Below are 25,597 nucleotides of genomic sequence, written 5' to 3' on the forward strand. Positions count from 1 at the left end.
CCGCCCTACGGGCACCTTCTCCCCGCTGGGGAGAAGAGGGAATCGAGATGTCGCAGCATGTCCCTTCGCCCCGCTCCCGCCCGTGTCTCCAGGCCGCTGCTGATGGAGGCCGAGCGTGGATCCTCGGGGCAAGCCCGAGGACGACGGAGGGTGGGGTGAGCTCTGCGGCAAGTACAGCGATGGCGGACGGGATATGGGCGAATTTCGCTTCCGTCGCTGTATCGAGTCATTCGAAGTCGAGGACGCTGCCGTAAGGTTTACCACCGCGCTCCTCGGCAACATACCATTGCAGCCATGCGGGCTCGTCAATCGCGCCGTGTTTTTTCAGGGCTTCAAACAAAATTCCGGCAAGCCGCTCCGGCTTGGGAACCCGGCTTTTATCGATCACGAAACAATCGAGCCTCTTGTGGCGGAAAACGCCTTCCGCAGGAATCCTGGGGTCAGTGATGAAAAAACGTGCGACAAGCGCAGAGAACCGAGCACCGTCTTTGTGCCGTGTGACATGGTAGATGACGCCGGAATCAGAGCCTCCTCCGCGAGAAAATTCGACGTAAAATTCCGGCGACAGGTCGATGTCGTTCATTCGCAAATCCTACAGCAGAAGCGCAGCGCAGGCTGAAGGGTTAGCTCAAAAAGTCCCGGCATTCCATATGTCGGGCTCGGCAAAGCAAAGGCCGCTTGTCTTTGACCCCGAATCCGGATCCAAAGGTATTGCGAACGGTCATGGATGCTCATCCAGCGTAAGCGAAATAAACCTTACCCCGGCCCGGATCAATGATCGTGACACTGCCGCCTTCTCCGTAGGAGTAAAACGATCCACTTGACTGTATCGACTGGTTGGCTTCGTGATCCCGCCCTTGAGCAATTGAGATCGTGAAGCCGTACTTCTCTAGATATTCGAATATTGTCGGAGGGTGGTGCTTAGGGCGCTCAACTGCCATCATATCCGGATCGCGGTCGTAGTGATGCCATTGGCCTATCGCTATTTGGTCGCTACTGTCGTCGACCGGTGTTTCACGCCACGCTCTTTTTGCCCCCTCCAGCATGTCGCCCAGCTGGCTGCCCTGTTTTCGTGCCCAGTTTGCGCTGTCATCGGTCAGCCGATAGACAACGAAACCGGTCTCGTTGTCCCCGGGCATGAAACCGACACCCCAAGATTCTTCCAGACGGTATTCGATCTCCGCCACTTCGAGTGGTTTGGGAACGCGTGCGAGAACGGAGTTTCGTTCACTAATTTTGAGGGCAACGCAGGGCAATGCGATAGCCCCTAGGCCAAAAGCTATAATGAGAGTTCTCAGGACGAGTTGGTTAGGCCGCGTCCGTCGCCACATGCGTCGCAGCCCAATAAAGAGAATTGCGATGGCTGCTATGAACAGCAGGGCGCAGATGGCGAGCACGCCCAATATAACAGCGAAGAAATTCATACGTACTCGTAGGTCGTTGAAGATATGATTGGAATTCTCGACGGGCGTGCGGACATTGAAATTGAGTATGCCTAACAACGTAATGGAAGCAATGTCCGTTTGTGGCTCAGCTTGGAACACCGCCGGACACAGTCGTAGCCGCAAATCCGACGCTCAAGACAGGGGGGTGAACCACCGCATCAACCGCTCCTCACCCCCCGCAACGCCGTCAATCCCCTCCGCAGCCACAACAACTGCTGCGGCGGCATCTGGCGCAAATGTTCGTAGTCCATCACCGTGACGTTATAGACCGTGCTCCTGACCTGCGGTCCATCAGGGCAACGCAGCAGGATGCCCTGCAGCGCCATCATGCGGTTGCTGGCCTTGCGGGCGCGGTCGGCGAAGGTTTCGGTGACCTCGCCTTCATGACCTTTAACTGAGAACAGCGATTGCGCTCTCGGGCTCGGGGCCGGGATGCCTGTGGTCTTGTGGTAGCGGGCGATTGCCTCGGCATAATCGTCGCCGGCCTGGCGCTGCTCGGCGGTGATCAGGCCGTCGAGGAACATGCGGCCGAGGGTGTAGCCGGCAAAGGGGCTCTTGACCGTCTCGTCATCAACTGTCCTGCCGAAGCCGTGGATGCGGCGGCGGGCTGATATCGCCACGCTGATATTCTCCTTCTCGGTTTCGAAGGGCTTGATCTTGCCGCAGGGAAAACGCTCGACATTTTCCTTGCGCGGACGGCCGGCGCCCTTGTTGACCCGTCCCGTCTTCACCTTGGTGGCTTTGCCGCCCATGCTGATCGTCCTTCTATCGAATGATGCCGTTTCTGAGTGCCGCGGCGACCAGCGCCGTATCCTTGAAGACGCCGAGCTTCGCCTTGGCGTTGGCAATGTGCGTATTCACGGTGATGTGGGAGATGCCGAGAATGGTGCCGATCTCGGCGGCCGACTTGCCCGCCGCCATCCAGCGGATAATTTCGGTTTCGCGTGGGGTGACGTTGCTCATGGCTCTGCAGGCCCATCGACGCACGGCACGCGCGGCATCGTCACATGCGCGCCTGACATGGTCACACGCGTGACGCGGTCGGGGTGGCGGACCGGCTGGACGGGCGGGCCCGCCTTCGGCTGCGGATGCCAGGTGTCCTGCCTCGAGGGGAACCTGTCACGGTTGCGGTGCGCCATATTGATGACGGTGTTCTTCTTCGAGCCGAAGAGGTTGGCGATCTCTCTCGCCGACAGCCCTTCCTTCCAGAGCTTTTCCGCCTTGACGATCTTGTCTTCCGTCCAAAAAGTGATGGTCATCTCACTGCCTCCTCGTGTCGTGCGGCCCTGGCAATGATCGGGTTGTCGGGGAACATCTTGGCGAGCTCCCGCTTGGCGCTGCGGCTGCCGTTGGCGGCGTCGCGCAGCAGCTGCATCTTGTAGGCCGGCACCTTCGGCTGCGGCGTCTCGGGCTCTGCCTCCATGCGCGGCCGGCTTTCCGCCTCGATCGCCGCCTGCTGATTGCGGCATTGCTCGGCAAAACTGGCTGAGCTCGGGGCGAAGGCACGGTTATGATCCCTGACCTTTCCGGAGATGAAGAGTTTGGCGGCCTGCCAGACCGCCTCCAGCGGGATGCCTTCGATCGCGACGAGATAGGCGCGGATCTGCATGTCGGGATCAGTGCCTGCGGACGCCGGGAAACCCGAAAGCATCCCAGCTATGATCTTCACCGGAGAGGAAATCTCTTGCGGCATCCACTGTCGTCCTTCTTGTGCTGCTGTTGATCGACCCGGCTTCCCTCGCCTTCTCCTTGAGGTACCAGTCGCATTTGATCGCCTGCCAGCCGCGGAAGATCTGCATCTCGGCGGCGCCGATCGGGTCGCCGGTCAGCAGATATTCCCTCGCCTGCATCCTCGCGGCATAAGCCGTCAGCGGCTTCTTCAGCGTGCGCTTGCGGTGCTCGATGATCGCTGCCGCCAGTTCCTCCCCCAGCACCGGCCTGAGGATCTCCATGATGTCCTGGCTCGTTGTGTCCTTGCCCATGCGATGTCCCTTTCCCGCTTGAGATGGCCTCTTCAAACCCGCAGCCTCCGTCGCCCGCCGGCAAAATTGACGGCGGCACCGGGCCTCGCGGCGCGGCGGGGAAACCGCCGAATCTCCGAGCCGGCATGGTCCTGCTGGGCGGTGTCGCCCTTCTCGGCGCTGCGAAGCCGGTGGATCTCGGTTTCCACAGACGGCACCGACACCCCGAGGATGGCAGCGATTTCGAGGTAGTCCCGGCCGGAGCGGAAGAGCTCGAGCGCGTTCCTATCAGTGCCGTGCTGCGCCGGGGCGGCCTTGAGCGAGATGCTCATCGCTTGATCCTTCTTTCCGATTTCGAACGCGGTCCGCCGTTGCCGCCGAAGCGGGCGCTGCCAACGTCTTTGATTTTTCACGGATGACGACCGGAGCGCCGGCTCTGGGAGCAAAGGCTCCGGTCGTCTGCCAGGCCGCCGCCTGGGTCGAGCACGACATTGTCGCGCCCGGGAGCTGGCGTCGCCGAGGGAGGGCGACGACGCCAGCCACCGATAGCCGTCAGGGAGGGGCTGGGCTATCGGGGTGGGTGATCGGCAGAGCGCCGGGCAAGATCATGGTCTCGCTGATCTCTTCAGGGCGCGTCGGCCGATCGCAATTCTCACAGTGACGCTCGATCACCTCGGCGATCGACAGCGCCTTGCCGCACCTCGAACAGCCGGTGTAGCGGGCGCCGCGGCGCTGGAACTCGCCGGCGGGTGTTGCGGTGGAGATGGTCATATCGATTCCACCTCCCGGTTGGCGTTCAGCACCTGCTGCAGGGCCTTGGCGAGGAAGGGGATATCCTCGTTGCGAACGGGGATCACCGACATGCGCCCTCCCCTTGGCCCTTGCGGCCGGTGAATGACGACGCCGGTCGGCATGACGTCCATGGCGAGCCGCTCTTCCGAGGAAATGGTGAACCTCATGGTGCCGTCTCCTCCAGTCCGAAAGGCTGGCCGTTGTTGATGATGTCGCTGTGTGTCATGGCGAATAGGGTACAATTAATACCCGTAATGTCAAGCACATTAGGGCATGACATGTACCTTAATTTAGGGTATTTTTTATATCATGTTGAAAGATCAGGAACAATTTGAGCGCGAAGAACGCGCAAAGCGCCTCGTCATGGCCCGAAAGAATGCGGGCTTTGCCGGGCCGAAGGCGATCGTCGATCGGTTCGGCTGGAATGCCAATGTCTACAAGGCGCATGAATCCGGCCGCAACGGCTTCGGCATTGCCGATGCGAAGAAGTATGCCCGCGCTTTCAAGGTCAATCTCAACTGGCTGCAGTTCGGCGCCGGCAACGCGCTCGATCCGGATGAGCTGCCCGCCTCCGTTGCCGACGTGCCGAAGATCTCATGGGTCAGCGCCGGCCAGTTGAGCGACCAGGCGCCGATCACCGATTTTTCGGAATTCCCGACGGTCGCCGCCCTCGATCTTCCCGATGGCGAATGGATCGCTCTCGAGGTCGAGGGCAATTCGATGAACAAGATCTCGCCGCCGGGCTCGATCATCTTCGTCAATCTGCGCGACAAGCGCCTGGCGCCGAACGCGCTTTATGTCGTCGCCGACGAAACGGGTGCCGCAACCTACAAGCGCTATCGCCCGAACGACGACCCGCCCTTCCAGCCGGCCTCCTACGAGGACGTGCCGCCACCGGAATTCCAGGGCGCCGTCACCATCGTCGGCCGCGTCCGCCGATCGATCATCGAGATGTAGGGATGAGAGCTCAAGGCTCGGAAACAACGCCGCGAATCAATCAAATTTCAACAGGGAAAACAGGATGATACGCCCTTCCTCACGCGCCGGCCGAATCTGGTTCTATATCGTCACGATCGCGGTGTTGCTCCTGGCGTACAGCGCCGCGCGGGAGATGTACGGCCTGTAGGATTTCGCTCCGACGCTCGCCGATCCCCAGCCGGGATCACGAGGGGTATCGGGACGATGCATCCTCTGAAGCCACAAATTGCGGAAGTTCCGGATGCCGTCGCGCACCACTCTCGACACCGCCACCAGGATGGAACGGATGGCTGCGGGGAACATCTCCTTCGGCAGCTTCTCCTCCCATGGATCGTAGAATTCGGTGATCCCAGGCCCGCCTCGATCACTTCGTCGATGATTTCGATTTCGTTGCGCATGGCCGGCCTCTTTTTTTCTCTTAGCTTCATACTCCAACTTCAGTTCTCACTCCTCTCTCTTCAGCTTAGGAGGAGAAGGTTCCTGAAGGCTGGTGAGGGAGGGTTCCGGCCAAAGCTTCCCCCTACCCCATGAGCAAAGCCCATGAAGCCGGGAGAGCATTGGCCAGGTCCTGAAGGCCGGAGCCGGGATGGGACACGTGCCAGAGGGGCCATTCGCTTCGCCCTCGTCCTGATTTTCTGACAGCGCACTTAAGGACTTTCGCTTCCCGCGCCGCTGGGCTTCGTCAGCTCGGGAGTTGCACCCGGTCGCCCAATCACTTGCCCCAGACATACGCCTACGATTCGTACCTCGTCAATCTCTGGGGTATTTTTTATACCTTTTGCTGTTGACGCAATAGGGTATGATATATACCTTTTTCTCACAAGCCGATCAGAGGCGCGAGAGGACAGGCGATGCAGCACATCCGCAATATCGAGACCGAGGAGAGCAAGCGGGATGCCCGCTGGAATGCGGCGCGCACGATGGGCGACTGCCGCGCCTATATGGCCAACGAAGCCCAGCGCATGGGCGCCCTCGGCTTTGCGTTCCTCAGCCGTCCCGAACATTCGATCCGCGGCCCGTCCTGGCTGCGGGGTGCGAGCGCCTCCGTCGCGGAGCATTACCGCTATGCCCGCGAGATCATGGGCATCACCGATCACGATCAGCTTTACGCTTGAGGGAAACGGAGATGTCTGCCGCCAACCCCGCATCAGAGCCATCGACCGAGAGCCTTTCCCTTCCTGCCCCGCAGGCCGGAGCAGTCGAAAAGACGACCCGCGCCAAGGCCCGCTTCACGGCCGGGGCACCCGATCTCCTGACGGCACTGGTGGAGGCCGAACGCTTTTTCGATGGCAGCGACGATCACGGCTGCCCGCTTCACCGGAAGATCCTCGCCGCCATCGACACGGTGAAAGGCAGCCCATCATGAGCGATTGCCTGATCAAGGTCTTTTCCGGCTGCGCCTGCCCGCCCGGCGAATGCGCTGAAAAGCCCACCACCCCGGCGCCGGTCACCTTCGTCTCATGGCGGACCCAGGCAATCGCCTGCCTCGCCTTCGGCTTCCTCGCGGCCATTGTTACGGCCGCCTGGATGGAGACGCAGTTCAAAACCCGGGATCTGCGAAACCAGGAACAGGTGTCATGGAAGTGAGCCAGGGCTTTTGCCAACACCGCCGCTCAGGAGCTGAACTTGATGTCGCTGGCCTTGGCCGCAGTAATGAATGCCCGCCGCACCTGCTCCGGCCCGGCCGCATCATTGAACACATCAAGCACAAGCCGCTCGGCGGCCTTCGCCGCCGGCGTCTGCTCGGGCCAGTCATTCAGCAAAGTGTTGCCGGCCTGAACGACATTATAGACCGTCCTCACCTTGCCATTGATGGTGATCTTCACCGGCTTGAACCTTCGTCGTTTGCTCATGATGCATCCCCCTCACGCTGGAAATACGCGACTCAACGAATCACCGCGGGACTCGTTCCGGTTGAGATGATTCTTTGTTCGCCAGCTGGGCGCTGAGCCCGATGTCCTCCGCCTGCATGACAGAGCACGGCTCGGATGCGTGCGAGAATGTGGCAGATGAAGCCCGAACCGGGAGGCAACACAATGGACCTTCAGAGTCTCGTCGCCGCGCACATGCCAAACCGCCGTCGCCCCACGCAGATGGGCGCCGCGGCCGAGGACCGATACTACCGAAATCAGATCACCCTGCCGCGCCTGAGGCTTCGGCTCCTCGGGCTGACTGCCGCGACCGCCGGCCTGACGCTGTTTCTGGCCGGCGTCATCCACACATGAGGTGCCGTCATGCTCCGACAGACCGATCATGCTATGCTGCGATCCGTTGTGGGGGACCGCGCGATGGACGACAGCGAGGCTGACCGGGCGGCGATCATGGCGGTGATCCGCGCCGAAACCGAGGCCTGGCTGCAGCGCGACTTCGAGGCGCTGGCAAGCCACTGGGTGCAGTCGCCGCAGACCCGGCGGATGGAATATTTCGCCTCGCTCGGCGTCCGGGTGGACGAAGGCTGGGACCCGATCGCCGCGCGGATCAAGAAGATCGTCGAGCGATTCCCGGAGAAACACGCCTTTTCGGAGCGCGTGCGCTGGGAAAAGGTCAACATCGTCGTCGACGGCAACATGGCCTGGATGACCTTCGATCAGATCGGCAGCGACACCGGCGAGGATCGCAAGCGCCAGCTCCGGATCCTCCACCGGATCGACGGCGCCTGGAAGATCGGCTGCATGGTGATGATGGAGAGCAGCGTCGAGGAGGCGAGCTGCCCGCTGATCGAGGTCGACGCGGATGCAAGGATCCTCTGGACGAACCGGCTGGCGCGGGAGCGGATGCCTGGCCATCCCGGGCTCGTCGCCGCTGCCGGCCGCCTGCGTGCCCGGCAGCGCGAACGCGACCCTGCTCTGCGCGAGGCGGTGCGCCTGGCGTTCCGCGAGCTGCAGAGCCAGAGACCGCTGAACATCGCGCCGAAGCAGGCCTGGGCGGTGGCGCTCGGCGAAGACGCGGCGGGGATTCCGCTCTACTGCTGGGTCCTGCTCGAGGACGGCAAGGCGCTGGTCTCCTTCGACGACGCCGAGACGCTGGTGCGCCGGATCGCAAGTGCGCGGGAGGTTTTCGGCCTCTCGCCGGCGCAGACCCGGCTTGCTCGGCTGATCGTCGATGGCCATGACCTCGCCGCCGCCGCCGATCGGCTCGGGGTCAGTGTCAACACGTTGCGCACCCAGTTGAAGCGGATCTTCGACAAAACCGGCGTCCGCAGCCAGGCTGCATTGGTGCGGGTGCTGTTGAGCGCCGGGGCTCCGAGCCAATAGGTTCGACCGCGACCAATGCTCATGATGCGGCACCTCGCGCGAAACACGGCAGAACTCGCTCCGGTTGAGGCGCCTATCTTGCGTGTTATTGTTGATCAGAGAATCAATGAAATTTGCCGGTGGCTAAAACGTGCCAGAGCCAGAAAAACGTAGCGACAAGTTTACGTGGACATATGCCCTCTGGCTGTTACCATTCCTGGCGCAAGATTGGCTATATTGGCTTCATCCCCAATGGGATTGGTGGACGATCAGCCTTATCATATGGGTACTGACCCTGATCGCCGTCGCAGGCTCCCTCTGCATCAATCTGGCGCAGCGACGCTGGCGGCGTCTCGTCTCTCTCCTCATCGCACCCCTTCTGTTGCTGGTCCTGCTCCGTATCCTCGCTGCTGTCGACATAACGTCCGACAGCATTCGATTTGCGCTGACCAAGCAAACGTATCTGGCAGAGATCGAACGGGCCGATCGTTCGGGCGGAGAGCAACGATTCAAGACATTTGCATGGGACGATACGTTCCTCGAGAAAACCTACTCGACGCTCGTCTACGACGAGAGTGATGAAGTCGCCTTGCCCAGGGGCGAGCAATCCACGGCCTGGCAACAGCGTGTCCAGACATCATGCTCGGAAAAGAAGGAATGCGTGGATCTCGATCCCGGTCCGGACGAGTACGTCAGCGTCAGAAAGATCGGCGAACACTTCTATATTCTGGACAATTATCTGCCGAATGCGTTTCCTTGAGCGAAGGCCGCTGCGCCCTTGGAAAACTCCCCGTCTTGATTCCGTCGGCGTCAATATCTACTTTGACCATATATGGTCATTTAAGACAGGAGGCCGCAATGTCGACGATCAGCGTGGCAGAGGCAAAGGCCGGTTTTGCCGGTCTGGTGGATGAAGCGGCAAACGGGGAATTCGTGACGATCACGCGGCACGGAAAGCCCGCTGCCGTGCTTGTGTCCGTCGAAGCGGCCGAGGCGGCGAAAAGGGCTTTGAAGAAGCCACGGCCGAATTTCGGGGATTTCCTGTTGACCTTCCCCGGCGGGGTCGAGCTGGAGCGGAACCCATCGAAAATGCGCGATATCGATCTGTGACCGCCTATCTTCTCGACACGAACATCATTTCGAAGTTCGCGCCGGGCAAGGTGGCGCCGTCCGATCCGGTGCGGGCATGGTTTCATGAACAGGGCGAAGCCGATAGCCTGTATCTGTCGGCTCTATCGGTCGCGGAGATCGAGAAGGGAATGCGGAACCTTCACCGCCGCGGCGGGATCGAGCGGGCAAAGCGCCTTTCGGCATGGCTGGACTTCATCACCGAGAGTTTCGGGGATCGGATCTTGCCGATGGATACCGTTGTCGCGCGCATCGTCGGCGCTCTGGACGATGAAGCCGAAAGCCACGGCCGTCATCCCGGCCTTGGCGATCTCATCATCGCGGCGACCGCGCGCGCCTACGACCTTACCGTCATTACGGAAAACCTGCGGCATTTCCAGCCGCTTGACGTCGCTGTTGATCTTCCCGCCGCGTTCCGGTCGGAATGATCCGAAGCACCGCCGATCACGAGCCGCCCTTGATGTCGCTCGCCCTGGCTGCCGTTATAAACGCCCGTCGCGCCTGCTCGGAAGCACAAGCCTTGGCAGCTTTGACCGCAGCGCCTGCTCATGGCGCAGCGCCTCACGCACCGATCTGAACCTGATCTAAACCCGACCCTCCAAAAGAGATCGTGATATGGTTGGAGTCCAATTTGGAGGGGGAGCTATGCTGAAAAATCCCATAGTTGGACCGGCGGTTGGCGCGCTTATGGTTTTTGCGACCCACGCAGGTGCGACTGCCGATCCGCTCCCCAAAGGTTTTGAGCGCCACAAGTTCAACGGATCGGTCAGACCGGAGGTCAAGGACGGCGTGACCCGGTTTGAGATATTCGACCGTCAGTGTTCCAATGTCGACTATGGAGATGGACGCGGCGAAAATGATTGTCGCAATGGCAACGTCCGCTCAACGATACGCTATACGCGAGACATGAGGGTTGGCGAAAGCGTCGAATACAAGTTTGATTTCCGGCTCGATCCGACTTTTGCCTACAAGGGCTGGCACAACAACTCCGCAAATGGCTTTTATCCCGATGGCTGGGACAGCCATTTGCGCCTCGCGTCCTGGGAAGGACCGGCAATCCACAATTTCATCTACATGCTGAAAGCCGACACGCGCAACGGCGTGAACTTTCTCGCCCGCCAGTGCCAAAAACCGGAAGATTTCGGCAAATGGGCGAGATTCTCGCTGAAAATCCGATGGGCAAACGATGAGAGCGGATGGGTTACGGCAAGCTGCGACAACAAGGTGATCTACGCCGCCGAAGGCGAAGCAACCAACCAGGCTCCGCATTGCTGGGAATCGAACGAGTGCGAGCCGCAATCAAACCGCGACCCAAAATCATTCAACTTCATTCTTGGCCCGGTGATGATGGGTTGGGGCAATGAATGGAAGAACTATGACCATCATACGTCCCAATTTGACGTGGTGCAGCCGGATGGTATCGGCATCGATGTCCGCAATGTCAGTGTGACCCGCGGTGTCGGCGACTATTCCGCCGAACAGGCAGTTTTGCTCAAGACGTTGCAGCAGCAACTGGCTCATTTGGGCTGCAAGCCGGGGAATGTCGAGGGCAAGCCTGACAAGGCAACACGGCAAGCCGCGCTCTCTTGCCGCAAGTTCGAGAGCGGTTCGCTTCCCGAAGCGCTCAACCTCACGACACTGCAAGCCTTCGCTGACGCCTATGCCAAGCCGGAGACGGCAAGTCTGCCTTCGGGCAACGCCGCGGTTGGTACCGAAGACGTTTCGTCAAAACCGAGGACCTATATCAAGCTGGGCGAAATGCTCGCCCTGACGACAGGCAAAGACACCAAGGTGAATTCCGACTTCTTTGGCAAGATCAAGGGCGCCAAGAAGGGGCAGAACGAGCTGGACTTCATCGTACTGGGTCAGTTCGACTACACCGACAACAGTTTCAGCCAGCTGTCATTTGTTCTGCAAGACAAGCTCTCCAAGACCGAAGTGAATGCGGCGGCCAAGTGCGGCTATGGGACGATCAGATTTCCAGACGGCACAGATCATGTGGAGATCGGCATGCAACGTTCAGGAAACACGTTCTCGTCGCCGCCAAGAACTGACTGCCTGATGCAAGCGCTCGGCAAACGACCGGCATCGCAGGTTCCCTACCTCACCAAGGGGTTTGCCGATCTGGCTAAATCAATGGTTTCCGACGGCGGCTGGAAGAAACTCAGGCATGAAGGTTTGAAGATATTTGTCAAACGTGTTGCGGATGGTGAAATCACAGTCGGCGGCTGAGATCACAGCACAGCGCGGCACGTTCCATCGGCCGCGGCTTCTTCCCCACCGCGTGCCGGTCGGAATGATCGATGCCGAACACTGCCACGCTCCTACCTGACCGCCACTCTCACTGCCATCGTGATCGCCATTGCCGAAAAGACCAGCTTACCAAACGGCGCTCACGAACGTGCTGCCCGCCATGAAGATGATTATGAGTGAGCCGGGTGTCCACAGTGCTGCGCGAATGTCATGAATCTGGGCGGTATAGTAGGCGATGAAGTGCAGCAGGCGCGTCACGACATAGCCATAAAAAAGGAATTGCGCGAGCAGCAGTGAAGGTGCTGTCGTCACGTATAGAAGTCCCGCCACAAGGAAATAGGGTAGGTTTTCGAGATCGTTGAGCTGAATGCGGCGGATACGATCAACGCGCTCGTTGGGAGCCAACTGGCTGTCATGCGGCCGTGGATTGGCCATCGTCTTTTTCATATCCTCGGGATTTCGGAAACCGCCATTTTCAGCGGTCATGCGGATAACAGTCAGCCACGACATCGCGACGCCCTTCAGAACCATCAATGCGGCCGCGATGGCATATGCCGCGAAGACAGGATTGGTCAGGCTCAAATGGTCCATGTGAAAATACCCCATCCCGTTTGGCAAGAAAATTAACTGCGGTACTCTTTTTAGACCAACGGTCTTAAAAGTCAATATATGGACGAATCTATTTGCCGCTGGTATATCTTACAGATCACCTCGATCGGAGTAACTTGTGCCAAGCAGTCAACAGAGCCGTACCGCCGAAGACAAAGCTGCCAGCCGGTTGGCTCGCCAGCAACGCCGCCGTGAGAGATCGCGCGAGGAAATCCTCGATGCAGCACGAAAAGTGCTGCTGAAGAGTGGTGTTGCGGCGATGACGCTTGAAGCCGTCGCCAGCGAGGCGGGCATCTCGAAGACGGGGCTGTACTACTATTTCAGCTCCAAGGACGCTCTTGTCTTTGAACTTGTGTTCAGCACACTCGAAGGCCATGCACAGGCGGTGCAATCCGCGGTCGCGACTGTTGAGACCGGAGGCGAGGCGCTCGGTGCGATCATGCGTGAAACGGTCCATGCCTACGCTCCGAAAATGGACGACTTCCGTCTTGCCTTCATGTTCGGCCAGGTTGCGGGGTCGGCAGGCGTTCAATGGTCGCCCGATCAGTTCGCCCGCATCCGCCCTCTCAACGCGATGATCTTCAGCGGAGCGGCCGCACTGATCGAAAAAAGGCAAACCGGCGGCGGGAACATCGAACCGAGGCTGCTCGCCTTCCTTGCCTATCTCTCTGCGCTTGGTCTGCTCACGATGAAGGGAATGGTCGAAGCGCAGGGTGATCCGTTGATCTACAGTGACGAACGGCTGATCGACGGTTTCACTCAACTATTCGCAGCCGTCGACCGCAGCTGATACATCGACACGGATCGATGCTGGATACCCGACCTGCCGGCATACCCGCTCAAGCGTCTGTACCACGTCTTCGCCTTTATAGCTGAAGCGAGCGTCGACTGCCGGCGAGAAGCGAGAGAAGGTATCGACGACTGTCAAAACCCTGATCTTGCGGCCGGTAGCCAACTGGTCGTGAACGAAATCCATGGCCCAGATATGGTTTGAATGGGTCGGTTCCGTGCGGTCAGCCCGCAGCTTCGCTTTGACCCGTCGCTTGGGAACCTTGTTGCGGAGCTGGAGGTCCATCTCCTTGTAAAGGCGATAGATTCGCACCGAATCGGCGAGCCCGTTCAAGGACGTCCAACGCGATCTTCTTGCCGATGCCCCGACCTTGGTGGCCTGGGGCTACGGCAATCGACCGGAGCAGGATATCGCGGCCCGCCGGTTCAAAACCGCCGGAACCGCAGACCGATCCGTTCTCGGCGGCAATGAAGAATATCCGCCCGACCCCTTGAAGATCGTCGGTGGGCAGGCCTGCGCCATCTAGCAAGGCCTTGAGGGCGGGGTCGGTTCCGCGGACCGGTTCGATCTCGATCATTGGAGCTTCTCCGGATCTCGAGGAGCGCAGCAACCCTCGGCCGTGCCAACGGGAGCGCCTATTTCATGGTGGGCCGCACGGCAGTCCTGCATCAGAAAGATTGACCATCGCAACGCCGAAATCCGCGGAATGTTCAAGTTTCGCAAATGTAGGACGAAACAACTGGACCTGCCAGTGGCACCAGCCTAGTTTGCGAGCTGTATCGGAGGCAGTTCCTGCTCCAGGAGTCAACACGAAACGAAGCTCTAGCCGACGACATTCGGCCTCGCGATAAAATGACGGTGAACCCGATGCTGCCGAAACACCGCCTCATCCTTCTGCGCCACGCCAAATCCGCCTGGCCTGACGGTGTGGCCGACCGTGAACGGCCATTGGCGGATCGCGGGCGCAAGGCAGCACGCGTCATCGGCACCTATATGGTGCGTGAAAAGCTGATCCCCGATCTCGCCCTCGTCTCGCCGGCCCGCCGGGCGAAGGAAACCTGGAAGCTCGTCCGCGGGGCCCTTTCGAAAAAGGTCTCCGAACGCGAGGCGGCGGATATCTATGAGGTGTCGGCCGAGCGCATCCTGGATGTGATCCGGGCCGTCGAACCTGGCATCCGCACGCTGCTCATCGTCGGCCACAATCCCGGCATGGAGAATGCAGCCTCGCTTATCGTGGCGGACGGTGATGCCGATGCCGTGGGACGCATGCAGGAGAAGTTCCCGACGGCGGGACTCGGCGTCATCGACCTCGATCTTGACGGATGGGGCGAGATTGCGGCCGGCACCGGTTATCTCGAACGGTTCGTAACCCCGCGATCCTTGGGATAATAAGGGCACTTTCCAGGTTGAATTTGGTGGACATGGTGCACGGCCCTGATTCTGCCCCACGCCGGTCCGAACCGGCCGTTTACGGCAGAATGGTTCCACAACACCGAATTGGTCGGAGAAGTCGTTCTCGTCAATGAAGCCGAAAATGGCCAACACCCTCTTTTTCAACGACGTTGCCCAAGCTCAACGATGTCGAGCCACTGGCCTATCTCTCAGACGTCATCACCAAGATCGTCAACGGGCATCCAAATAGCCAGATCGACGACCTGCTGCCTTGGGCCTATGCCGCAATGCACGAACTCAAAGCCGTGGCCTGAAAACAGCGCTTACGATACATCGACATATCGGATTGTCCGTTTCTGACGCGAAGTGCGCGTTGCGATTGCTACGCGTTGGCTCAATGATGTCCCGCCCTGCATGATCTTATGACGCAATTTCCGTCAGATTTGATGACAATGTGGCCCCCGGCATCGGCGTCGGTGAGCCGCCCCGGATGTCATCGAAGAGATTCGACCCGGACCCGGAGCCGATATTCATCTAGGGTCAGGACCTATTAATCGGGCATCAACTGTGGGGACCAGTTGCCCTTTGGTTGCTCCTGCAAGGATCAGTAGGATGGGGCATCTTCTTCGCGATCTGGGGCTTGCTTCTCGTCAGCAGCATTGACAATTTCCTTCGACCGTATCTGCTTAACCAAAACAGCAACCTACCTGTGCTGCTCGGCCTGTTTGGGCTTATTGGCGGTGTCTTGGCGTTCGGCCTGATTGGGCCTTTTCTCGGGCCGACCTTGTTGGCGGTTGCCTACAACCTTTTTCTCGAGTGGGCTGCAGCGCAAACTAAAGACCGCATACAATCTGCGGCCCCGATCCCTGCTTCTGACCAGCATTTGGAATCTAGTAGATGATGTCGCAAGGAATGGTGCAGCATTCGGCGGAGGCCGGGTTTGTCGGCGAAAGCCGTAGAGAAGGGATATGTAGCTCCAGAGGTCGGTCTTGCGGTTCAAGGCGATCCGGCGACCGCCCGTTCAAACGGTCGCCGGTTCGGCTATTTGGCCGCGTGCCAAACTCCCCCAACGCCATCGCCGTTGGCTTCACCGGCTTTCTTATCCTCGACATAGGTGTAGAGCGGCTTGCCCTCGTAGGCCCACATCTCTTTGCCATCCGCAGCTTTGACCAGAGTCCATTCGCCTTCTGCCTTGGCCTTGGCTCCGGCGTGGAACGCCGGCCACTTCTTCAGGCAATCCTTGTCGCAGTTGGATTTGCCTTTTGTATCTTTGTCGAAGGTGTAAAGGACCATGCCTTTTTCAGTAGCCAGGACCTTGCCCATTTTCGTGTCCACCATCTTGGCAGGCTCGGCCGCAAAAGCAGACCCGGCTAAAGCAGCTAACGCACCTATCGCGATCAGTATCGTTCTCATGATTTTTCTCCCATTCGGCAGTGCCGGCGGAATGCCAGCAGTATCCGACTAACTGACAAAAACGCCCAACTATGAAAGCAGTTCCGTCCACGGGCGGACGAACACGACAGGCCAGCAATGGTTACGGTCAACGTTCCCGCTCCGGAGCGCTACGCAGTTCACAAGCTGATCGTCGCCTCGCGGCGTGAGAACGACGACAATGGCGTACTCAAGCGCGAAAAGGACGTGCAGCAGGCCTCCCATCTTTTCGAAGCGATGGGCGCGGCCGACAGCGGACTTCAGCCGTGTCTTCGCTCCGGATAATTTCACGGCATTAGCTCGTCGATCCGGCTCTGCTTATGGCCATTGACGAGGCGGGTGAGCGTGCGGTGCATTGCCGGGCTTTTTCGCGTTCGAATGTGACGCTAAAACACGTTCTGTTCCGCCCAATCGTTGCCAATCATTGCCGTACCGCAACCGAACCGCATTTGGAGGATGGGCAACCAAGATCGGAACGGCAGTGGATGATGAAGACACTGAGAGGGCGGCAGCCTGAACTGGCGGCCAATGCCAATGGCGCCGTCCCGCCGCGCTCAGTTAGCCGGAGCGCTCGTCAACCCAGTGATGCGTGCCACGTCGACCGTCGTTTAATACCAGCGTCCCCGGCCGTACCAGCCGCCGCCGCCTAGTAAAAGAAGTATCACAACGATGATGAGGAGGGTTGTGAGATCCATGTGCGTTCTCCTGGGAGGACCATCACCATCTCGTTTGCGCCTGACGGGCGTTGCTCATGGCGGGACTCCCTCGCGTACAACGGCGCTGGCCGGTGTTGGTTCCATTCGATGGCCCTACCCGGCCGTCGCCGACCTGGGCGGATAGACCGGCGCGGCAGCAAATTTTTCACGTCCGCAAAATTCGCAATTGGAGTGTGGCGCCATGGCAGCGAGTCAATGCCCGCCCGCCAGCGTCCGCTCGCCAATGGTTGCATCTCCTGATAAGATCAGCATCCCACTTCAGCTCAAGTTCCGATCTGGAGGCCTCGCATGCCCTGCAGCAAAGCGCTCGCTCCGTTCGTCATCGCCGCTCTCGTGGCCCTCGGTCCGCTGCCGGCTGGAGCGCAGAACAATGCTGCGCCACCACCGCCGGCGATCTCCCACAAGGTCAAGCTTTGCCAGATGTGTCACGGTGCGAATGGTCTGCCAATTGTTAAGAAGGTGCCGATCATCGCCGGCCAGCACGAGTCCAATTTGCTGATAGTTTTGGCAGGAATATCGCAATGGAGAGCGCACCAGCGACCTCATGGGCCCGATCGCGAAGAATCTTTCCGGCGACGACATGAAGGCGCTTGCGGCCTACTTCTCCGCACTGCCCTGGCCCGCCTACCGCGAGCCGGCCGACGCAGCGAGCATTACCCGCTTCCAAGCGCTCGACGTCGAGAAGAAGTGCACCTCGTGCCACCGGGAGGGTTTCGTCGGATACGCCAACACTCCGCGCGTCGCAAATCAGAAGCTGGACTACCTGATCAAAACCCTCTCCGACTTTCACGACAACAAGCGCCCGAACATGCCCCGCATGACGGCCTTGGTGCGCAATTTTTCGGCCGACGACATCGCTGCCATGGCTCACTATCTTGCCGGCCTCTGACGATCAGTTCGGGTCTGCGATCCACCGAACAGGGCCGCTGAAATAGAATTCCGCTGCGGAGCCAGCACTTTGCTCTCTTGAGCCGGTGAGGACAAGCAATAAGTCGCCTGCTTAACAACCGCTCTGATTGCACGGCGTGACCTTTGTGGCAATTGCTACATAGGTCCGAAAAAGCCTGCTTGACTTCCCTGGAGACGCTGGAGTGGCCACCACCACCACCCGGATCATCAAGCCAACGTTGGCGCGGCGTTCACGACGGGGAGAGCTGGTCGCAAGAGATGATCAATCGTTGCCGTAATCATTGCCAGGCAAAAATCGGCATAGCAGCGCCAGAAACGAAAAACCCCGCCGGAGCGGGGCTTCAGACTGGTCGGAGTGGAGTGATTCGAACACTCGACCCCCACGTCCCGAACGACCTTAGGCAGGAAGCGAGATATCAGATTATGCTGCCTCGTCCGTTGATTTTTTTGCTTTTTTCGAGATTTCCATCGATTCCTGTCCATTCCCGGAAATTCCCATTCTGTCGATTTCTGTCGATTTCTGTCGGACGTTCCCTGTCGGTTTCGGATTTGTCTCGCGCAGTTTGACAGTATGGATACCTCGCGTTTTCCGTGTCGGATCGGATACCGCACTGGCGATTTTCTGGAGGTCTTCCTCGCGGTGCTTGGCGTAGGTTTTAACCAGCGTCTCGGTCGACATTCCGAGATATGCGGCGATCGAAGGCAGTGGCAAATCTTTCTGGGCGCATAGCCATGTTGCCGCCGAATGTCGGAACGTGTGGATGACCGCCTCATGGTCGTCGCCGAAGACCTCGGTGAATAGCGCTCGCATTCCGTCTTTTACGTCGCCGGGCTCTTCCTTACCCGTACGGTGATATGGATAGGCGCACGGATATTTGATGCCCTGATTGCGCCATCTGACGAGTCGACGCACAACGATCTCTGGAATGGGAAGGTCCGGAGCCTTCTTGTTCTCGTGTTCCACTTCATCATCGCCAAGCCGATGATAACGCCCCTTCCACACCAGCTCGCCCGTTTCCGCATCGATCTGTTGCCAGAGGTCGATCCATGGCCTGTCACCCTCATCTTCGAAGCCAACGCGCTCGACCTTGTCCTTGCGCGATCCGGTTGTGATCGCCAGAAACGCGAAGCGAGCAAGATGCCGCCTCGTGGGCAGACCTTTGACAGGTTTGCCATCGACCCAGCCCATCCCCTTGTAGTGGTAGGCAGACTTGATCGTCTTCCGCACATCCGCAAGCGTGAAGCTGTGCTCCCGCGGGTCGTATTTCGGCGGCAGGTGGATATGGATTTTATGGCGGATCAGTTCGTAGTGAACCGCGAAGGTCAATGCCGCGCTCAACTCCTCCAGATACCGACGTGCCGCCGATCGACGATACGGGATCGTCGCGGGATCGAAAGGCTCAGGCTCCGCAGGGGGGTAGCTCCGCAATGGCGGCAGCACTCGGTTCCAGCCACGGTCAGCCAGGTCGGCAATGAATTGCTCCCTGGCTGCCACCTTCCTATTGTAGGCAGCCAGTTTGTCGAGATAGATATCGTATTTCCGAGCGTGGAGCGTCCTAGCGCGCTCGATCTCCCGGTTATGCACGAATTTGCCGAAATCCAGGCAGCGGACCCGGTTGATGGATTCGAGCGGCAGGTCCTGAAAAAAATCCAGCAACACTTTCAGCCGACCAAGGACGTCCTCTTGTCGAACTAGCTCGTGTGGATAGTCATCATCGGGAACAAAGTTCTCGATCCTGCGATCGACGTAGAATGCAATGACGTCGGCAACTGTCACGTCCGACGTGGACTGCCGCGTCATGTGGAGGCGACCATCTGCCTCCTTCCTCGCCTTGTACTTTGCTACCTCGTCCCAGGCACGAGCCTTACTACCCGGGTCCTCCTTTCCGAACCCAAGGCTCCATTTGGCCCTTTCGGCATTCGGATCGGGATCGCGAATGTGCCACTTTTTCGCCTTCTCGTCGTACCACGGGCGGATGCCTTCTGAGCGACGACCCATGTGTTTACTTCCCCCGTTTTTTCGTTGAGAGGCGAGCGCTGAGAGCCGCCAGGCGATCGGAGGCTAAAGCTACCGACGCTCGCCCCTCTGACTTTTCGAGGTGCGTCCGACCGTTTGAGACAACATGTTGCTTAATCGGACTGGAAGACTTGCGGCCTGTTTCAGAGCGCGTAGCCCACTTTGTCACATTGGCCAGTGTGACGTGCAGCTTATTGTGCTTCCAGATCGCCTCCAACTCGCCTTTCTTGATCGCAAGTTCGAGGCTGGCTTTTGTGAACGTGCGGCTTGCAGTTCGATCTCCGTTCCGAAGCGTTTCGCCTCCAAGGATCGGGAGATACAGCGCATCCTCGAGTTTGATCAGCTCGTCATCGTCAAAATGCTTTGGTGTCATCCCCATTGCTTCGATACGCAGTTGTTCTTCGGCCCGATGAAGATTCTGACCGATGCCTCCCATGTGGAGTTCAAATTCCACCGCGGCCTCCTCAATATCAGCAAGGAGACGTCGGCCAAGTTCTTCGGTACTGAGCTTGTCTAGGTCATTCTTGTCACCCATTGGCATGCCTCCACGTGATTTCTGTTGGCAACAACACGATTAGGGCTCCGCCTGTCAATGTTTATTTTGCAACCCAGACGTCAAAGTTCGAAATTGGGAATGGGCGTTGCAGATGAGTTCTTTGATTATTCAAATCAACCATTTAACTTACTTACAATTTGAGCTCTTTCATTTACGCGACGTTAGAACGTCGAGTTCTTGAATTTCGGGAACACAACCTTATAGAGCACTCCACGAGTTCTTGAATTTATCCTCGCCGACGATCCATCTCGCGATGAGGTCTGCCATTTCTGTCCGGTCAACGCCAAGAATATCCTCCGCCTCCTCGGCCGGCATTCGCCCTTCCCAGACCCAGTTGGCGATGTCCTTGACCGTAAACCCAGGCGACATTGAGTATGTCTGGAGGATGTCATAGAGGCCTTCGTAGCCCGACGCTCCGACCAGTTGCTGCGCGATCCGCCCAGGCACCTCGAAACGTCTCCAAACGTCGACTACCGGCACCCCGCTACGGACGTCATCAGCAAGCGCCTGCGTCATCACAGCGAGTTTGTGTGCTCCGTCTCGTGGCCAGCGTTGTCTAGCGAACTCGGTAATATCGAGGACATCACGATGACGTCCGCATTCGCGAACATATGCGAGCGCAGCCGACCTGATTTCTCCCGACCGTCGAGTTCGTTGATCGTGGACGAGATCGCCCTCTGTCATGTCAGTGCATCCCTGTGCGGACCGCCTCGCGAGCGGTCTGAACAATCTCTTCGATCCGCGCCATGCCGTCTTCCGGCATCGCTCGCGGGACGGCCGCGATCTCGATAAGCAGTTGCCCCCCGGATTCTGCGATTCCGGTTACGATAACAAACGACCTCACCGACGATGGAAGATCACGGAACGACGCCAAGGCGTTGTGGATCGCTGGCATCCACGCGGCCGGTATGGACACGTTGGCACCCGGAAAGATCACTGATCCGTAAATGATATTGAGTTCGACCGCGGTCATCAGATCATCCCTCTAGTCAATTCGGCAAACGTCCTCGGCGTGAAATCGACGTCAGGCATGTCGACCCCGACGTCCCGAGACAGCCCTACCCCCGGCAACTTGCCGTGAGAGTGTCCGTAGAAATGAACGCTCCCGTAACCGCTGCACGGCCATGTCCTCGCCGCGTAGTGCGACAGCCAAAGGTCCTTGCCGCAATCTTTGATGCGCAGCGCGTGTTCCGGCCTCGCCGCCCATTCGAGCGCCGCAAGCGTCGGATGCAGGTTGCCTCTTTTGTCGACGTCATGGTTTCCGATGAGGAGGTATTTGCGGCCGTTGAGCCGGCCGAAAATCCCCCGGACACGATCGGCGTCGCGGGCGAGGTTAAAGGCGAAATCGCCGAGGTGGTAGACGATGTCATGCACCCCGACTACGGAGTTCCAGGATTCGACGATGTATTCATCATGCTCGTCGATCGCCGAAAACGGCCGAGGCTGCATGCTGATGAGACGCTCGTGGCCGAAGTGGGTGTCGCTGATGTAGTACTTTTGAACGAACATGTGACCCCTCCTTAGATCGCGAGCGAGAGCTGTTGTTGACGGTAAGCTTCGACGGCTTCGTGTACTTCGGAGCCATTCAGCCGACCGCGCAGTCGCAGGACTTCGACGACCTCATCGAAGGCCGACCGGTTGTCTTCGATGACCAATCGGGCACGCTCCGCCTGCTCTTGCAAGATGTCCTCGACTCGACGACGGAGCAGCGGGTCGAATGCGCGAGCTTGCGTCAGCGCCACGGGATCGCGGTGACCTTCGGACACCAGGGTTTCGCCCATTCCCACCGCCGAGAGGACATAAGTTGCCACGTTCGAAGCCTCGGCGAGGTCGGCATGGCATCCGTCGGAGTGGGTGTCGAAGACAAGGCGCTCACCGACGACGCCAGCCAACAACTGCGCGATGCGATCCATGAACCACTGGATATCTCGGCTACCCTCGCGGTGTCGAAGAACGGCGACGCCTGCGACCGCGTCGTTGACGTCACGCTCCTTGTGAATCATCACTTCCAGAACGCGGCTGCCGAGCGCAGCGGCGACAACGGCATGGGCCGCTTCGTGGACCGCAAGAGCATGGATTTCGTCTTTGGAGCGGCGTTCCCGAGGCGGGAGAACCTTCATCAGATGCTTGATGTTGGCGATAGCGCCATCACGTCGAGCCAGCCGCCGGGCTTCGCGCGCAACGCGTTCGAGGTCAGCGCCGGACATACCTGCCGAGCGATCCGGGACTACGCTCAATTTTGGCAACTGAACGCCGAGGTGCTGCTCCAGGATAGCGACGCGGTCCTCGGAGTTCGGGAGGTTCAGTTCGATATGTCGGTCGAGACGCCCCGAGCGACGCAGCGCCTGATCGATCCCGGTCACGTCGTTTGCGGCACTGATGACGATGACGCCTTCTCGCTCCAATGCGCCGTCCATGCACTCGAGAAGCGAGTTTACCACGCCGCGCATCCATTCGTCAGCCTTCCCGTTCCCGATGGAGCCTCGTTGGACAAAGGCGTCGCATTCGTCGATGAGAATGACACAGGGTGCGAGGGACCGCGCCTCAGCGAAGGACGCCCGCATCGCTTTGATGAGATCGCCTTGGTGTCCCTCTCCGTGCGAAATCCATGAGGCGTACCCCCCGATGACGAAATGCGCATCGAGGGATTTCGCTAGCGCCGAGGCGAACGTCGTCTTGCCGCAGCCGGGAGGACCCGAAAGAAGAACGGCACCATCGATATCGCTCCATGCAATACGACCGGCGCGCCAGTCGCCGATATCGCGCATTAGTTCCAGAGCCCAATCTTTCGCAGCGCCGTAGCCGTGCAGCTCCTCGAGTGGGCGGACATCGGGAATGGTTCGTGGCAAAGCCTTGGCTTTCGCTTCCACTGCCGCCGCCTTTCTCTCTGCTTCTGCGACGTCCAAGTGCAGCCGGTGGGTTTCGGCGATGGGACGCGGCGAAAGCAGAGCGAAGCGGCGACGACGCCAAGGCATGGAAATCAGGTGTTCAGCTTCGTCGCGGCGGATCACTCTCCCGAGGCGGAGAGCGGCTTCGACAACAAGATCGGCCGCGAATTCGATACGGATGACGCTGTCAGCAAGCCCCACCGTCGGATGTTCGGCGTCGGAGGCGTTGGCAAAAATCAGGAACGCTGCGGCCTGCGAGGCGCTGAGGCCGACGTCGATGCCGTACCCGGGCTTCAGCCGCGACACGCTCAGCCCAACATCGTTGTCGGTGTTGTCAACGAAGTCTTTGACGTCGAGTTCACGAGCAGAATCGATGTCGCGCAGCGCCAAGAACGCTTCGTCTTCCCACACCCCCGCGTCCGACGTCGGGGGTACGAAGACGAGGTGAATGCCGCGAGGTGCGTCGCCGAGCGCAGCTACGATACGGTCGATGTGAAGACGAGCGACAAGGCGCTCGAAGTTGGGCCGGCTTTTCTGAGCCATAGAGCCTCCTGCAAAATCCACTAGCTGGCATCCGGGATGGATGCGCGAGATGGCTAGTGGCGTATTCGCAGGGTCTTCATTTTGGTCGGCTCCGTTCAGTTGCGGCGACCATGCCGGGCACGGTGATCGATGTCAACGCGGCATCCTGGTGCGCGCGTTCCACAATCGATCGCACGGTTAATGACACGCGATCGAGGCTGGTTAGAACGGAATTTCGGCATCATCCACATCAACGGCTTCATCGACGTCAGGCAGCGCGACAGGAATCTTCAGCATCCAGTCGTCGTACGTCAACGTCTGCGGTTGCCACTGCTCAAGTGCCGGCGGGGCAGTTCGTTCCGACACTGGAAGGCCCCGAACAACAGAAACAGCCGCCGTTTGCTCGACCTCTTCGTCGTCGATGACGAAACCGAAGTCCCGTGCCTCTACCCAGTTTTCGAATGCCTCTTCGGCACCTACGCGCGCGATAAGGTCAAGGAACTCCTGAGCCTCCATACCGGCCGCCCCGATTCCATAATTCTTTGCGCCGTGGATGTCCGTCCACCAGTGGTCGAACACCTTCGTGGCGGGTACGCCAACTGCCGTTTCGGCCTGACGGAAATGCATCAGAGGCGGAAAGTTCACCCGAGCCTCCGGCGGCATATTGTAGACGGTCCTCAGCAGCTTTGCGGCTACCTTCGGCGCGATCCAGGCGGGCTTCATCTCACGCAGCTTCTTAGACGAGCGCCCGACGTTGATCGTCACCCGCCCGTCTGCAAACGCGATATGGATCGGAAAGCGTTTTCTGACGCCGTTGATTGCCAGAAGTTCATTACAGACGAGCTGGAGGGTCTCGTCGAGAACGCTGGTCTGCGTCTTCTCCGGCATGCCGACGACCGCCCTGAATTCCGGCTTCGTCATCACTGGAATAGCACGATAGAGCTTGTCCTTGCCCGCAGCCAGGCAAAGCTTGAGATACAGCGGGAACGTGAACTTACTCTTGAAGCGGGACATCGCATTGAGCTCAACCCACGTGTAGTCGCGGCTCTCCAAAACGGCGGCCTTCAAGGCGGCCGGCAGACGAAAATAGAGCGTGTCAGAGCCGCCCAAGGACGCCAGGTCGTCCGTGTCATGCAGGATTTTCAACATGTACATTCTAACGAGGCCATGGAAGCCTCTCTGGTTTAGCCGAAGCGTCATTTCGGCTGACGACAGACGCACGAGGGCTTGCTTGACGCGGAGCAGACTATCGAGGCCGAGGTAGCGGACGAGATCGCCGAGGCGGATCGAGTGGACGTCTCCGTTGATGCCGCACTTGCGGGCCTCTGAAAACAGCCGCCAAAACACGGCGACGTCGTGGGCACGGAGATGGTTTGACACGATCTGCATCGTGTCGATTACGATGCGGGGAATCTCCACCCGCGGGGAGGATGCCTCGTTTGCGTAAACTGCCTCCGCCGACAGGTCGCGGCACCGAATACCGTAACGCTGATAACCGCGAACGATGTCGCCGCCGGTGTGCTGCCAGACGTATCCCCGCTCGCTACCGTCAGCACGAACGTGAACGAAAAGGTCACCGCGTTTCCCGTGAAGCCTATGACGCCTGCGCTCTCTGGGCGCTTTATCGAGGTCAGTATTCGATGGCAACTGCATTGCCGATGTCTCCCGCATCACTATGAAAAGTGTGCTTGCAGGCGTCGGGAGGCACAATAGGCCGACAGTGATTTTTTAAAATAATTTTCGGGGTTCTCGACGCCGTCACGCTTGGCGCTGGTTTTCGGAAACTATGCGCTCGGTGGTAGAAGGTAAGCTGAGATTGTGGACTTTGAGGACACGCTGTAATTTGGATTGGAAGCCCTTTGCGATAGCAACTTGGAACCCTGGGGTTCGATTTAATCCAAGGGGTTTCCTCGGGCTTCGCCGTATTTCTATAACGGGTCGCTTCGCTCGTCTTTCTTTACTCTGCCCGGCGGCGGA

At 59.2% G+C, this 25,597-nt stretch carries 35 protein-coding genes and 4 pseudogenes; 16 read left to right on the forward strand and 23 right to left on the reverse strand.

Annotation, left to right across the window (positions count from 1 at the left end):
* Positions 1-226 precede the first annotated feature (226 nt).
* The 10 genes from C3Y91_RS27835 to C3Y91_RS27880 form a co-directional block, all read right to left on the reverse strand.
* Entirely contained in the window at positions 227-583 is a 357-nt protein-coding gene (locus tag C3Y91_RS27835) for a hypothetical protein (protein ID WP_168576058.1), read from the reverse strand.
* A 148-nt stretch (positions 584-731) separates the two neighbouring features.
* Positions 732-1,568, reverse strand: a complete 837-nt coding sequence (locus tag C3Y91_RS27840) for a hypothetical protein (protein WP_246780230.1) — start codon at positions 1,566-1,568, stop codon at positions 732-734.
* Positions 1,569-1,603: 35 nt separating this feature from the next.
* Complete coding sequence (locus C3Y91_RS27845) at positions 1,604-2,197, reverse strand: hypothetical protein (RefSeq protein WP_130664203.1); 594 nt, start codon at positions 2,195-2,197, stop codon at positions 1,604-1,606.
* A 13-nt stretch (positions 2,198-2,210) separates the two neighbouring features.
* The gene (locus tag C3Y91_RS27850; protein WP_024323230.1) at positions 2,211-2,408 is read right to left on the reverse strand and encodes a response regulator transcription factor; all 198 of its coding nucleotides are present in this window, start codon (positions 2,406-2,408) and stop codon (positions 2,211-2,213) included.
* On the reverse strand, positions 2,405-2,704 hold the full coding sequence (locus C3Y91_RS27855) for a GcrA family cell cycle regulator (RefSeq protein WP_168576059.1): 300 nt from the start codon (positions 2,702-2,704) through the stop codon (positions 2,405-2,407). Before C3Y91_RS27855 ends, C3Y91_RS27850 begins: the two co-directional genes overlap by 4 nt.
* Positions 2,701-3,096, reverse strand: coding sequence for a hypothetical protein (locus C3Y91_RS27860; protein WP_018069191.1), 396 nt, complete (start codon positions 3,094-3,096; stop codon positions 2,701-2,703). Before C3Y91_RS27860 ends, C3Y91_RS27855 begins: the two co-directional genes overlap by 4 nt.
* Positions 3,062-3,427, reverse strand: a complete 366-nt coding sequence (locus C3Y91_RS27865) for a hypothetical protein (protein ID WP_130687718.1) — start codon at positions 3,425-3,427, stop codon at positions 3,062-3,064. The genes C3Y91_RS27860 and C3Y91_RS27865 overlap by 35 nt, the downstream gene beginning before the upstream one ends.
* Before the next feature lie 32 nt (positions 3,428-3,459).
* A complete protein-coding gene (locus C3Y91_RS27870; protein ID WP_130687716.1) occupies positions 3,460-3,738 on the reverse strand; it encodes a sigma factor-like helix-turn-helix DNA-binding protein in 279 nt (92 codons plus the stop codon).
* Between the two features lie 220 nt (positions 3,739-3,958).
* Positions 3,959-4,177, reverse strand: coding sequence for a hypothetical protein (locus C3Y91_RS27875; protein WP_064248055.1), 219 nt, complete (start codon positions 4,175-4,177; stop codon positions 3,959-3,961).
* Complete coding sequence (locus tag C3Y91_RS27880; protein ID WP_018485107.1) at positions 4,174-4,365, reverse strand: hypothetical protein; 192 nt, start codon at positions 4,363-4,365, stop codon at positions 4,174-4,176. The genes C3Y91_RS27875 and C3Y91_RS27880 overlap by 4 nt, the downstream gene beginning before the upstream one ends.
* Before the next feature lie 142 nt (positions 4,366-4,507).
* Here C3Y91_RS27880 and C3Y91_RS27885 point away from each other — a divergent pair, with 142 nt between their 5' ends.
* Positions 4,508-5,155, forward strand: a complete 648-nt coding sequence (locus C3Y91_RS27885) for a S24 family peptidase (RefSeq protein ID WP_018485106.1) — start codon at positions 4,508-4,510, stop codon at positions 5,153-5,155.
* 102 nt (positions 5,156-5,257) lie between these two features.
* Here C3Y91_RS27885 and C3Y91_RS38165 read toward each other — a convergent pair whose 3' ends face one another.
* On the reverse strand, positions 5,258-5,611 hold the full coding sequence (locus C3Y91_RS38165) for a hypothetical protein (protein WP_246780236.1): 354 nt from the start codon (positions 5,609-5,611) through the stop codon (positions 5,258-5,260).
* 416 nt (positions 5,612-6,027) lie between these two features.
* Here C3Y91_RS38165 and C3Y91_RS27895 point away from each other — a divergent pair, with 416 nt between their 5' ends.
* Genes C3Y91_RS27895 through C3Y91_RS27905 form a run of 3 tightly spaced genes read left to right on the forward strand, consistent with a single transcriptional unit; the run spans position 6,028 to position 6,763 of the window.
* A complete protein-coding gene (locus C3Y91_RS27895; protein WP_018069185.1) occupies positions 6,028-6,291 on the forward strand; it encodes a hypothetical protein in 264 nt (87 codons plus the stop codon).
* Between the two features lie 11 nt (positions 6,292-6,302).
* The gene (locus C3Y91_RS27900) at positions 6,303-6,542 is read left to right on the forward strand and encodes a hypothetical protein (protein ID WP_018069184.1); all 240 of its coding nucleotides are present in this window, start codon (positions 6,303-6,305) and stop codon (positions 6,540-6,542) included.
* Positions 6,539-6,763: a hypothetical protein gene (locus C3Y91_RS27905; RefSeq protein ID WP_018069183.1), complete on the forward strand. Its 225-nt coding sequence runs from the start codon at positions 6,539-6,541 to the stop codon at positions 6,761-6,763. Before C3Y91_RS27900 ends, C3Y91_RS27905 begins: the two co-directional genes overlap by 4 nt.
* Before the next feature lie 26 nt (positions 6,764-6,789).
* Here the strand turns inward: C3Y91_RS27905 and C3Y91_RS27910 are convergent, their stop codons facing one another.
* On the reverse strand, positions 6,790-7,029 hold the full coding sequence (locus tag C3Y91_RS27910; RefSeq protein WP_063476526.1) for a DUF982 domain-containing protein: 240 nt from the start codon (positions 7,027-7,029) through the stop codon (positions 6,790-6,792).
* A 183-nt stretch (positions 7,030-7,212) separates the two neighbouring features.
* On the opposite strand from C3Y91_RS27910, the gene C3Y91_RS27915 reads away from it, so the two are divergent.
* The 6 genes from C3Y91_RS27915 (at position 7,213) to C3Y91_RS27940 (ending at position 11,769) form a co-directional block, all read left to right on the forward strand.
* Positions 7,213-7,401 carry a hypothetical protein gene (locus C3Y91_RS27915; RefSeq protein ID WP_168576060.1) on the forward strand — a complete coding sequence of 63 codons (189 nt, stop codon included), beginning with the start codon at positions 7,213-7,215 and terminating at the stop codon, positions 7,399-7,401.
* A gap of 9 nt (positions 7,402-7,410) precedes the next feature.
* Entirely contained in the window at positions 7,411-8,430 is a 1,020-nt protein-coding gene (locus tag C3Y91_RS27920) for a LuxR C-terminal-related transcriptional regulator (protein ID WP_168576061.1), read from the forward strand.
* Between the two features lie 130 nt (positions 8,431-8,560).
* Positions 8,561-9,169 (forward strand): hypothetical protein, encoded by a 609-nt coding sequence (locus tag C3Y91_RS27925; protein ID WP_168576062.1) that lies wholly within the window; start codon positions 8,561-8,563, stop codon positions 9,167-9,169.
* A 98-nt stretch (positions 9,170-9,267) separates the two neighbouring features.
* The gene (locus C3Y91_RS27930) at positions 9,268-9,519 is read left to right on the forward strand and encodes a type II toxin-antitoxin system Phd/YefM family antitoxin (protein WP_003546085.1); all 252 of its coding nucleotides are present in this window, start codon (positions 9,268-9,270) and stop codon (positions 9,517-9,519) included.
* Positions 9,516-9,965: a PIN domain-containing protein gene (locus C3Y91_RS27935; RefSeq protein ID WP_168576063.1), complete on the forward strand. Its 450-nt coding sequence runs from the start codon at positions 9,516-9,518 to the stop codon at positions 9,963-9,965. The genes C3Y91_RS27930 and C3Y91_RS27935 overlap by 4 nt, the downstream gene beginning before the upstream one ends.
* Positions 9,966-10,182: 217 nt before the next feature.
* The gene (locus C3Y91_RS27940; protein ID WP_168576064.1) at positions 10,183-11,769 is read left to right on the forward strand and encodes a hypothetical protein; all 1,587 of its coding nucleotides are present in this window, start codon (positions 10,183-10,185) and stop codon (positions 11,767-11,769) included.
* Between the two features lie 147 nt (positions 11,770-11,916).
* On the opposite strand, the gene C3Y91_RS27945 is transcribed toward C3Y91_RS27940, so the two are convergent.
* A complete protein-coding gene (locus C3Y91_RS27945) occupies positions 11,917-12,381 on the reverse strand; it encodes an MAPEG family protein (protein WP_020397368.1) in 465 nt (154 codons plus the stop codon).
* A gap of 136 nt (positions 12,382-12,517) precedes the next feature.
* Here C3Y91_RS27945 and C3Y91_RS27950 point away from each other — a divergent pair, with 136 nt between their 5' ends.
* Positions 12,518-13,189, forward strand: a complete 672-nt coding sequence (locus tag C3Y91_RS27950; RefSeq protein WP_244665956.1) for a TetR/AcrR family transcriptional regulator — start codon at positions 12,518-12,520, stop codon at positions 13,187-13,189.
* A 3-nt stretch (positions 13,190-13,192) separates the two neighbouring features.
* Here the strand turns inward: C3Y91_RS27950 and C3Y91_RS27955 are convergent.
* Positions 13,193-13,498: pseudogene (locus C3Y91_RS27955) on the reverse strand (DDE-type integrase/transposase/recombinase); the annotation flags it as partial.
* Positions 13,413-13,766 carry a GNAT family N-acetyltransferase gene (locus C3Y91_RS27960; protein ID WP_075226015.1) on the reverse strand — a complete coding sequence of 118 codons (354 nt, stop codon included), beginning with the start codon at positions 13,764-13,766 and terminating at the stop codon, positions 13,413-13,415. The pseudogene C3Y91_RS27955 and the gene C3Y91_RS27960, both read right to left, overlap by 86 nt.
* Positions 13,767-14,041: 275 nt before the next feature.
* On the opposite strand from C3Y91_RS27960, the gene C3Y91_RS27965 reads away from it, so the two are divergent.
* The 3 genes and pseudogenes from C3Y91_RS27965 to C3Y91_RS27975 form a co-directional block, all read left to right on the forward strand.
* Entirely contained in the window at positions 14,042-14,578 is a 537-nt protein-coding gene (locus tag C3Y91_RS27965; protein WP_075226016.1) for a SixA phosphatase family protein, read from the forward strand.
* Positions 14,579-14,757: 179 nt separating this feature from the next.
* Positions 14,758-14,895: pseudogene (locus tag C3Y91_RS27970) on the forward strand (transposase domain-containing protein); the annotation flags it as partial.
* A gap of 251 nt (positions 14,896-15,146) precedes the next feature.
* Positions 15,147-15,482, forward strand: a pseudogene (locus C3Y91_RS27975) (AI-2E family transporter); the annotation flags it as partial.
* Between the two features lie 140 nt (positions 15,483-15,622).
* Here the strand turns inward: C3Y91_RS27975 and C3Y91_RS27980 are convergent.
* Positions 15,623-15,994, reverse strand: coding sequence for a COG4315 family predicted lipoprotein (locus tag C3Y91_RS27980; protein WP_130687704.1), 372 nt, complete (start codon positions 15,992-15,994; stop codon positions 15,623-15,625).
* A gap of 120 nt (positions 15,995-16,114) precedes the next feature.
* On the opposite strand from C3Y91_RS27980, the pseudogene C3Y91_RS27985 reads away from it, so the two are divergent.
* Both C3Y91_RS27985 and C3Y91_RS38170 read left to right on the forward strand, forming a co-directional pair.
* A pseudogene (locus C3Y91_RS27985) lies at positions 16,115-16,252 on the forward strand (GSU2403 family nucleotidyltransferase fold protein); the annotation flags it as partial.
* 1,020 nt (positions 16,253-17,272) lie between these two features.
* The gene (locus C3Y91_RS38170; protein ID WP_245511577.1) at positions 17,273-17,617 is read left to right on the forward strand and encodes a c-type cytochrome; all 345 of its coding nucleotides are present in this window, start codon (positions 17,273-17,275) and stop codon (positions 17,615-17,617) included.
* 441 nt (positions 17,618-18,058) lie between these two features.
* On the opposite strand, the gene C3Y91_RS27995 is transcribed toward C3Y91_RS38170, so the two are convergent.
* The 7 genes from C3Y91_RS27995 to C3Y91_RS28025 form a co-directional block, all read right to left on the reverse strand.
* The gene (locus C3Y91_RS27995) at positions 18,059-19,636 is read right to left on the reverse strand and encodes a site-specific integrase (RefSeq protein WP_168576065.1); all 1,578 of its coding nucleotides are present in this window, start codon (positions 19,634-19,636) and stop codon (positions 18,059-18,061) included.
* A gap of 4 nt (positions 19,637-19,640) precedes the next feature.
* Positions 19,641-20,189 (reverse strand): hypothetical protein, encoded by a 549-nt coding sequence (locus C3Y91_RS28000; RefSeq protein ID WP_168576066.1) that lies wholly within the window; start codon positions 20,187-20,189, stop codon positions 19,641-19,643.
* Positions 20,190-20,408: 219 nt separating this feature from the next.
* Positions 20,409-20,894, reverse strand: coding sequence for a hypothetical protein (locus C3Y91_RS28005; protein ID WP_168576067.1), 486 nt, complete (start codon positions 20,892-20,894; stop codon positions 20,409-20,411).
* 1 nt (position 20,895) lies between these two features.
* Positions 20,896-21,183, reverse strand: coding sequence for a hypothetical protein (locus C3Y91_RS28010; RefSeq protein ID WP_168576068.1), 288 nt, complete (start codon positions 21,181-21,183; stop codon positions 20,896-20,898).
* Positions 21,183-21,719: a hypothetical protein gene (locus tag C3Y91_RS28015; protein ID WP_168576069.1), complete on the reverse strand. Its 537-nt coding sequence runs from the start codon at positions 21,717-21,719 to the stop codon at positions 21,183-21,185. Before C3Y91_RS28015 ends, C3Y91_RS28010 begins: the two co-directional genes overlap by 1 nt.
* Before the next feature lie 11 nt (positions 21,720-21,730).
* On the reverse strand, positions 21,731-23,641 hold the full coding sequence (locus tag C3Y91_RS28020) for an AAA family ATPase (protein ID WP_168576070.1): 1,911 nt from the start codon (positions 23,639-23,641) through the stop codon (positions 21,731-21,733).
* 201 nt (positions 23,642-23,842) lie between these two features.
* Positions 23,843-25,273 carry a hypothetical protein gene (locus tag C3Y91_RS28025; protein WP_168576071.1) on the reverse strand — a complete coding sequence of 477 codons (1,431 nt, stop codon included), beginning with the start codon at positions 25,271-25,273 and terminating at the stop codon, positions 23,843-23,845.
* Positions 25,274-25,597: the final 324 nt, after the last annotated feature.

Source organism: Rhizobium ruizarguesonis, assembly GCF_012349115.1.
Taxonomy (GTDB): Bacteria; Pseudomonadota; Alphaproteobacteria; order Rhizobiales; family Rhizobiaceae; genus Rhizobium; species Rhizobium ruizarguesonis.

Bases quoted from the DNA above. Each gene is read 5' to 3' on its own strand.
- C3Y91_RS27900 (WP_018069184.1), top strand. From the start codon at position 6,303: ATGTCTGCCGCCAACCCCGCATCAGAGCCATCGACCGAGAGCCTTTCC.
- C3Y91_RS27860 (WP_018069191.1), bottom strand. From the start codon at position 3,096: ATGCTTTCGGGTTTCCCGGCGTCCGCAGGCACTGATCCCGACATGCAG.
- C3Y91_RS27845 (WP_130664203.1), bottom strand. From the start codon at position 2,197: ATGGGCGGCAAAGCCACCAAGGTGAAGACGGGACGGGTCAACAAGGGC.
- C3Y91_RS28010 (WP_168576068.1), bottom strand. From the start codon at position 21,183: ATGACCGCGGTCGAACTCAATATCATTTACGGATCAGTGATCTTTCCG.
- C3Y91_RS27835 (WP_168576058.1), bottom strand. From the start codon at position 583: ATGAACGACATCGACCTGTCGCCGGAATTTTACGTCGAATTTTCTCGC.
- C3Y91_RS27905 (WP_018069183.1), top strand. From the start codon at position 6,539: ATGAGCGATTGCCTGATCAAGGTCTTTTCCGGCTGCGCCTGCCCGCCC.
- C3Y91_RS27940 (WP_168576064.1), top strand. From the start codon at position 10,183: ATGCTGAAAAATCCCATAGTTGGACCGGCGGTTGGCGCGCTTATGGTT.
- C3Y91_RS27915 (WP_168576060.1), top strand. From the start codon at position 7,213: ATGGACCTTCAGAGTCTCGTCGCCGCGCACATGCCAAACCGCCGTCGC.
- C3Y91_RS27930 (WP_003546085.1), top strand. From the start codon at position 9,268: ATGTCGACGATCAGCGTGGCAGAGGCAAAGGCCGGTTTTGCCGGTCTG.
- C3Y91_RS28015 (WP_168576069.1), bottom strand. From the start codon at position 21,719: ATGTTCGTTCAAAAGTACTACATCAGCGACACCCACTTCGGCCACGAG.
- C3Y91_RS28000 (WP_168576066.1), bottom strand. From the start codon at position 20,189: ATGGGTGACAAGAATGACCTAGACAAGCTCAGTACCGAAGAACTTGGC.
- C3Y91_RS28020 (WP_168576070.1), bottom strand. From the start codon at position 23,641: ATGGCTCAGAAAAGCCGGCCCAACTTCGAGCGCCTTGTCGCTCGTCTT.
- C3Y91_RS27865 (WP_130687718.1), bottom strand. From the start codon at position 3,427: ATGGGCAAGGACACAACGAGCCAGGACATCATGGAGATCCTCAGGCCG.
- C3Y91_RS38170 (WP_245511577.1), top strand. From the start codon at position 17,273: ATGGGCCCGATCGCGAAGAATCTTTCCGGCGACGACATGAAGGCGCTT.
- C3Y91_RS27945 (WP_020397368.1), bottom strand. From the start codon at position 12,381: ATGGACCATTTGAGCCTGACCAATCCTGTCTTCGCGGCATATGCCATC.
- C3Y91_RS28025 (WP_168576071.1), bottom strand. From the start codon at position 25,273: ATGCAGTTGCCATCGAATACTGACCTCGATAAAGCGCCCAGAGAGCGC.
- C3Y91_RS27980 (WP_130687704.1), bottom strand. From the start codon at position 15,994: ATGAGAACGATACTGATCGCGATAGGTGCGTTAGCTGCTTTAGCCGGG.
- C3Y91_RS27910 (WP_063476526.1), bottom strand. From the start codon at position 7,029: ATGAGCAAACGACGAAGGTTCAAGCCGGTGAAGATCACCATCAATGGC.
- C3Y91_RS27870 (WP_130687716.1), bottom strand. From the start codon at position 3,738: ATGAGCATCTCGCTCAAGGCCGCCCCGGCGCAGCACGGCACTGATAGG.
- C3Y91_RS27995 (WP_168576065.1), bottom strand. From the start codon at position 19,636: ATGGGTCGTCGCTCAGAAGGCATCCGCCCGTGGTACGACGAGAAGGCG.
- C3Y91_RS27895 (WP_018069185.1), top strand. From the start codon at position 6,028: ATGCAGCACATCCGCAATATCGAGACCGAGGAGAGCAAGCGGGATGCC.
- C3Y91_RS27855 (WP_168576059.1), bottom strand. From the start codon at position 2,704: ATGACCATCACTTTTTGGACGGAAGACAAGATCGTCAAGGCGGAAAAG.
- C3Y91_RS27920 (WP_168576061.1), top strand. From the start codon at position 7,411: ATGCTCCGACAGACCGATCATGCTATGCTGCGATCCGTTGTGGGGGAC.
- C3Y91_RS27875 (WP_064248055.1), bottom strand. From the start codon at position 4,177: ATGACCATCTCCACCGCAACACCCGCCGGCGAGTTCCAGCGCCGCGGC.
- C3Y91_RS27850 (WP_024323230.1), bottom strand. From the start codon at position 2,408: ATGAGCAACGTCACCCCACGCGAAACCGAAATTATCCGCTGGATGGCG.
- C3Y91_RS27960 (WP_075226015.1), bottom strand. From the start codon at position 13,766: ATGATCGAGATCGAACCGGTCCGCGGAACCGACCCCGCCCTCAAGGCC.
- C3Y91_RS27880 (WP_018485107.1), bottom strand. From the start codon at position 4,365: ATGAGGTTCACCATTTCCTCGGAAGAGCGGCTCGCCATGGACGTCATG.
- C3Y91_RS28005 (WP_168576067.1), bottom strand. From the start codon at position 20,894: ATGACAGAGGGCGATCTCGTCCACGATCAACGAACTCGACGGTCGGGA.
- C3Y91_RS27965 (WP_075226016.1), top strand. From the start codon at position 14,042: ATGACGGTGAACCCGATGCTGCCGAAACACCGCCTCATCCTTCTGCGC.
- C3Y91_RS27885 (WP_018485106.1), top strand. From the start codon at position 4,508: ATGTTGAAAGATCAGGAACAATTTGAGCGCGAAGAACGCGCAAAGCGC.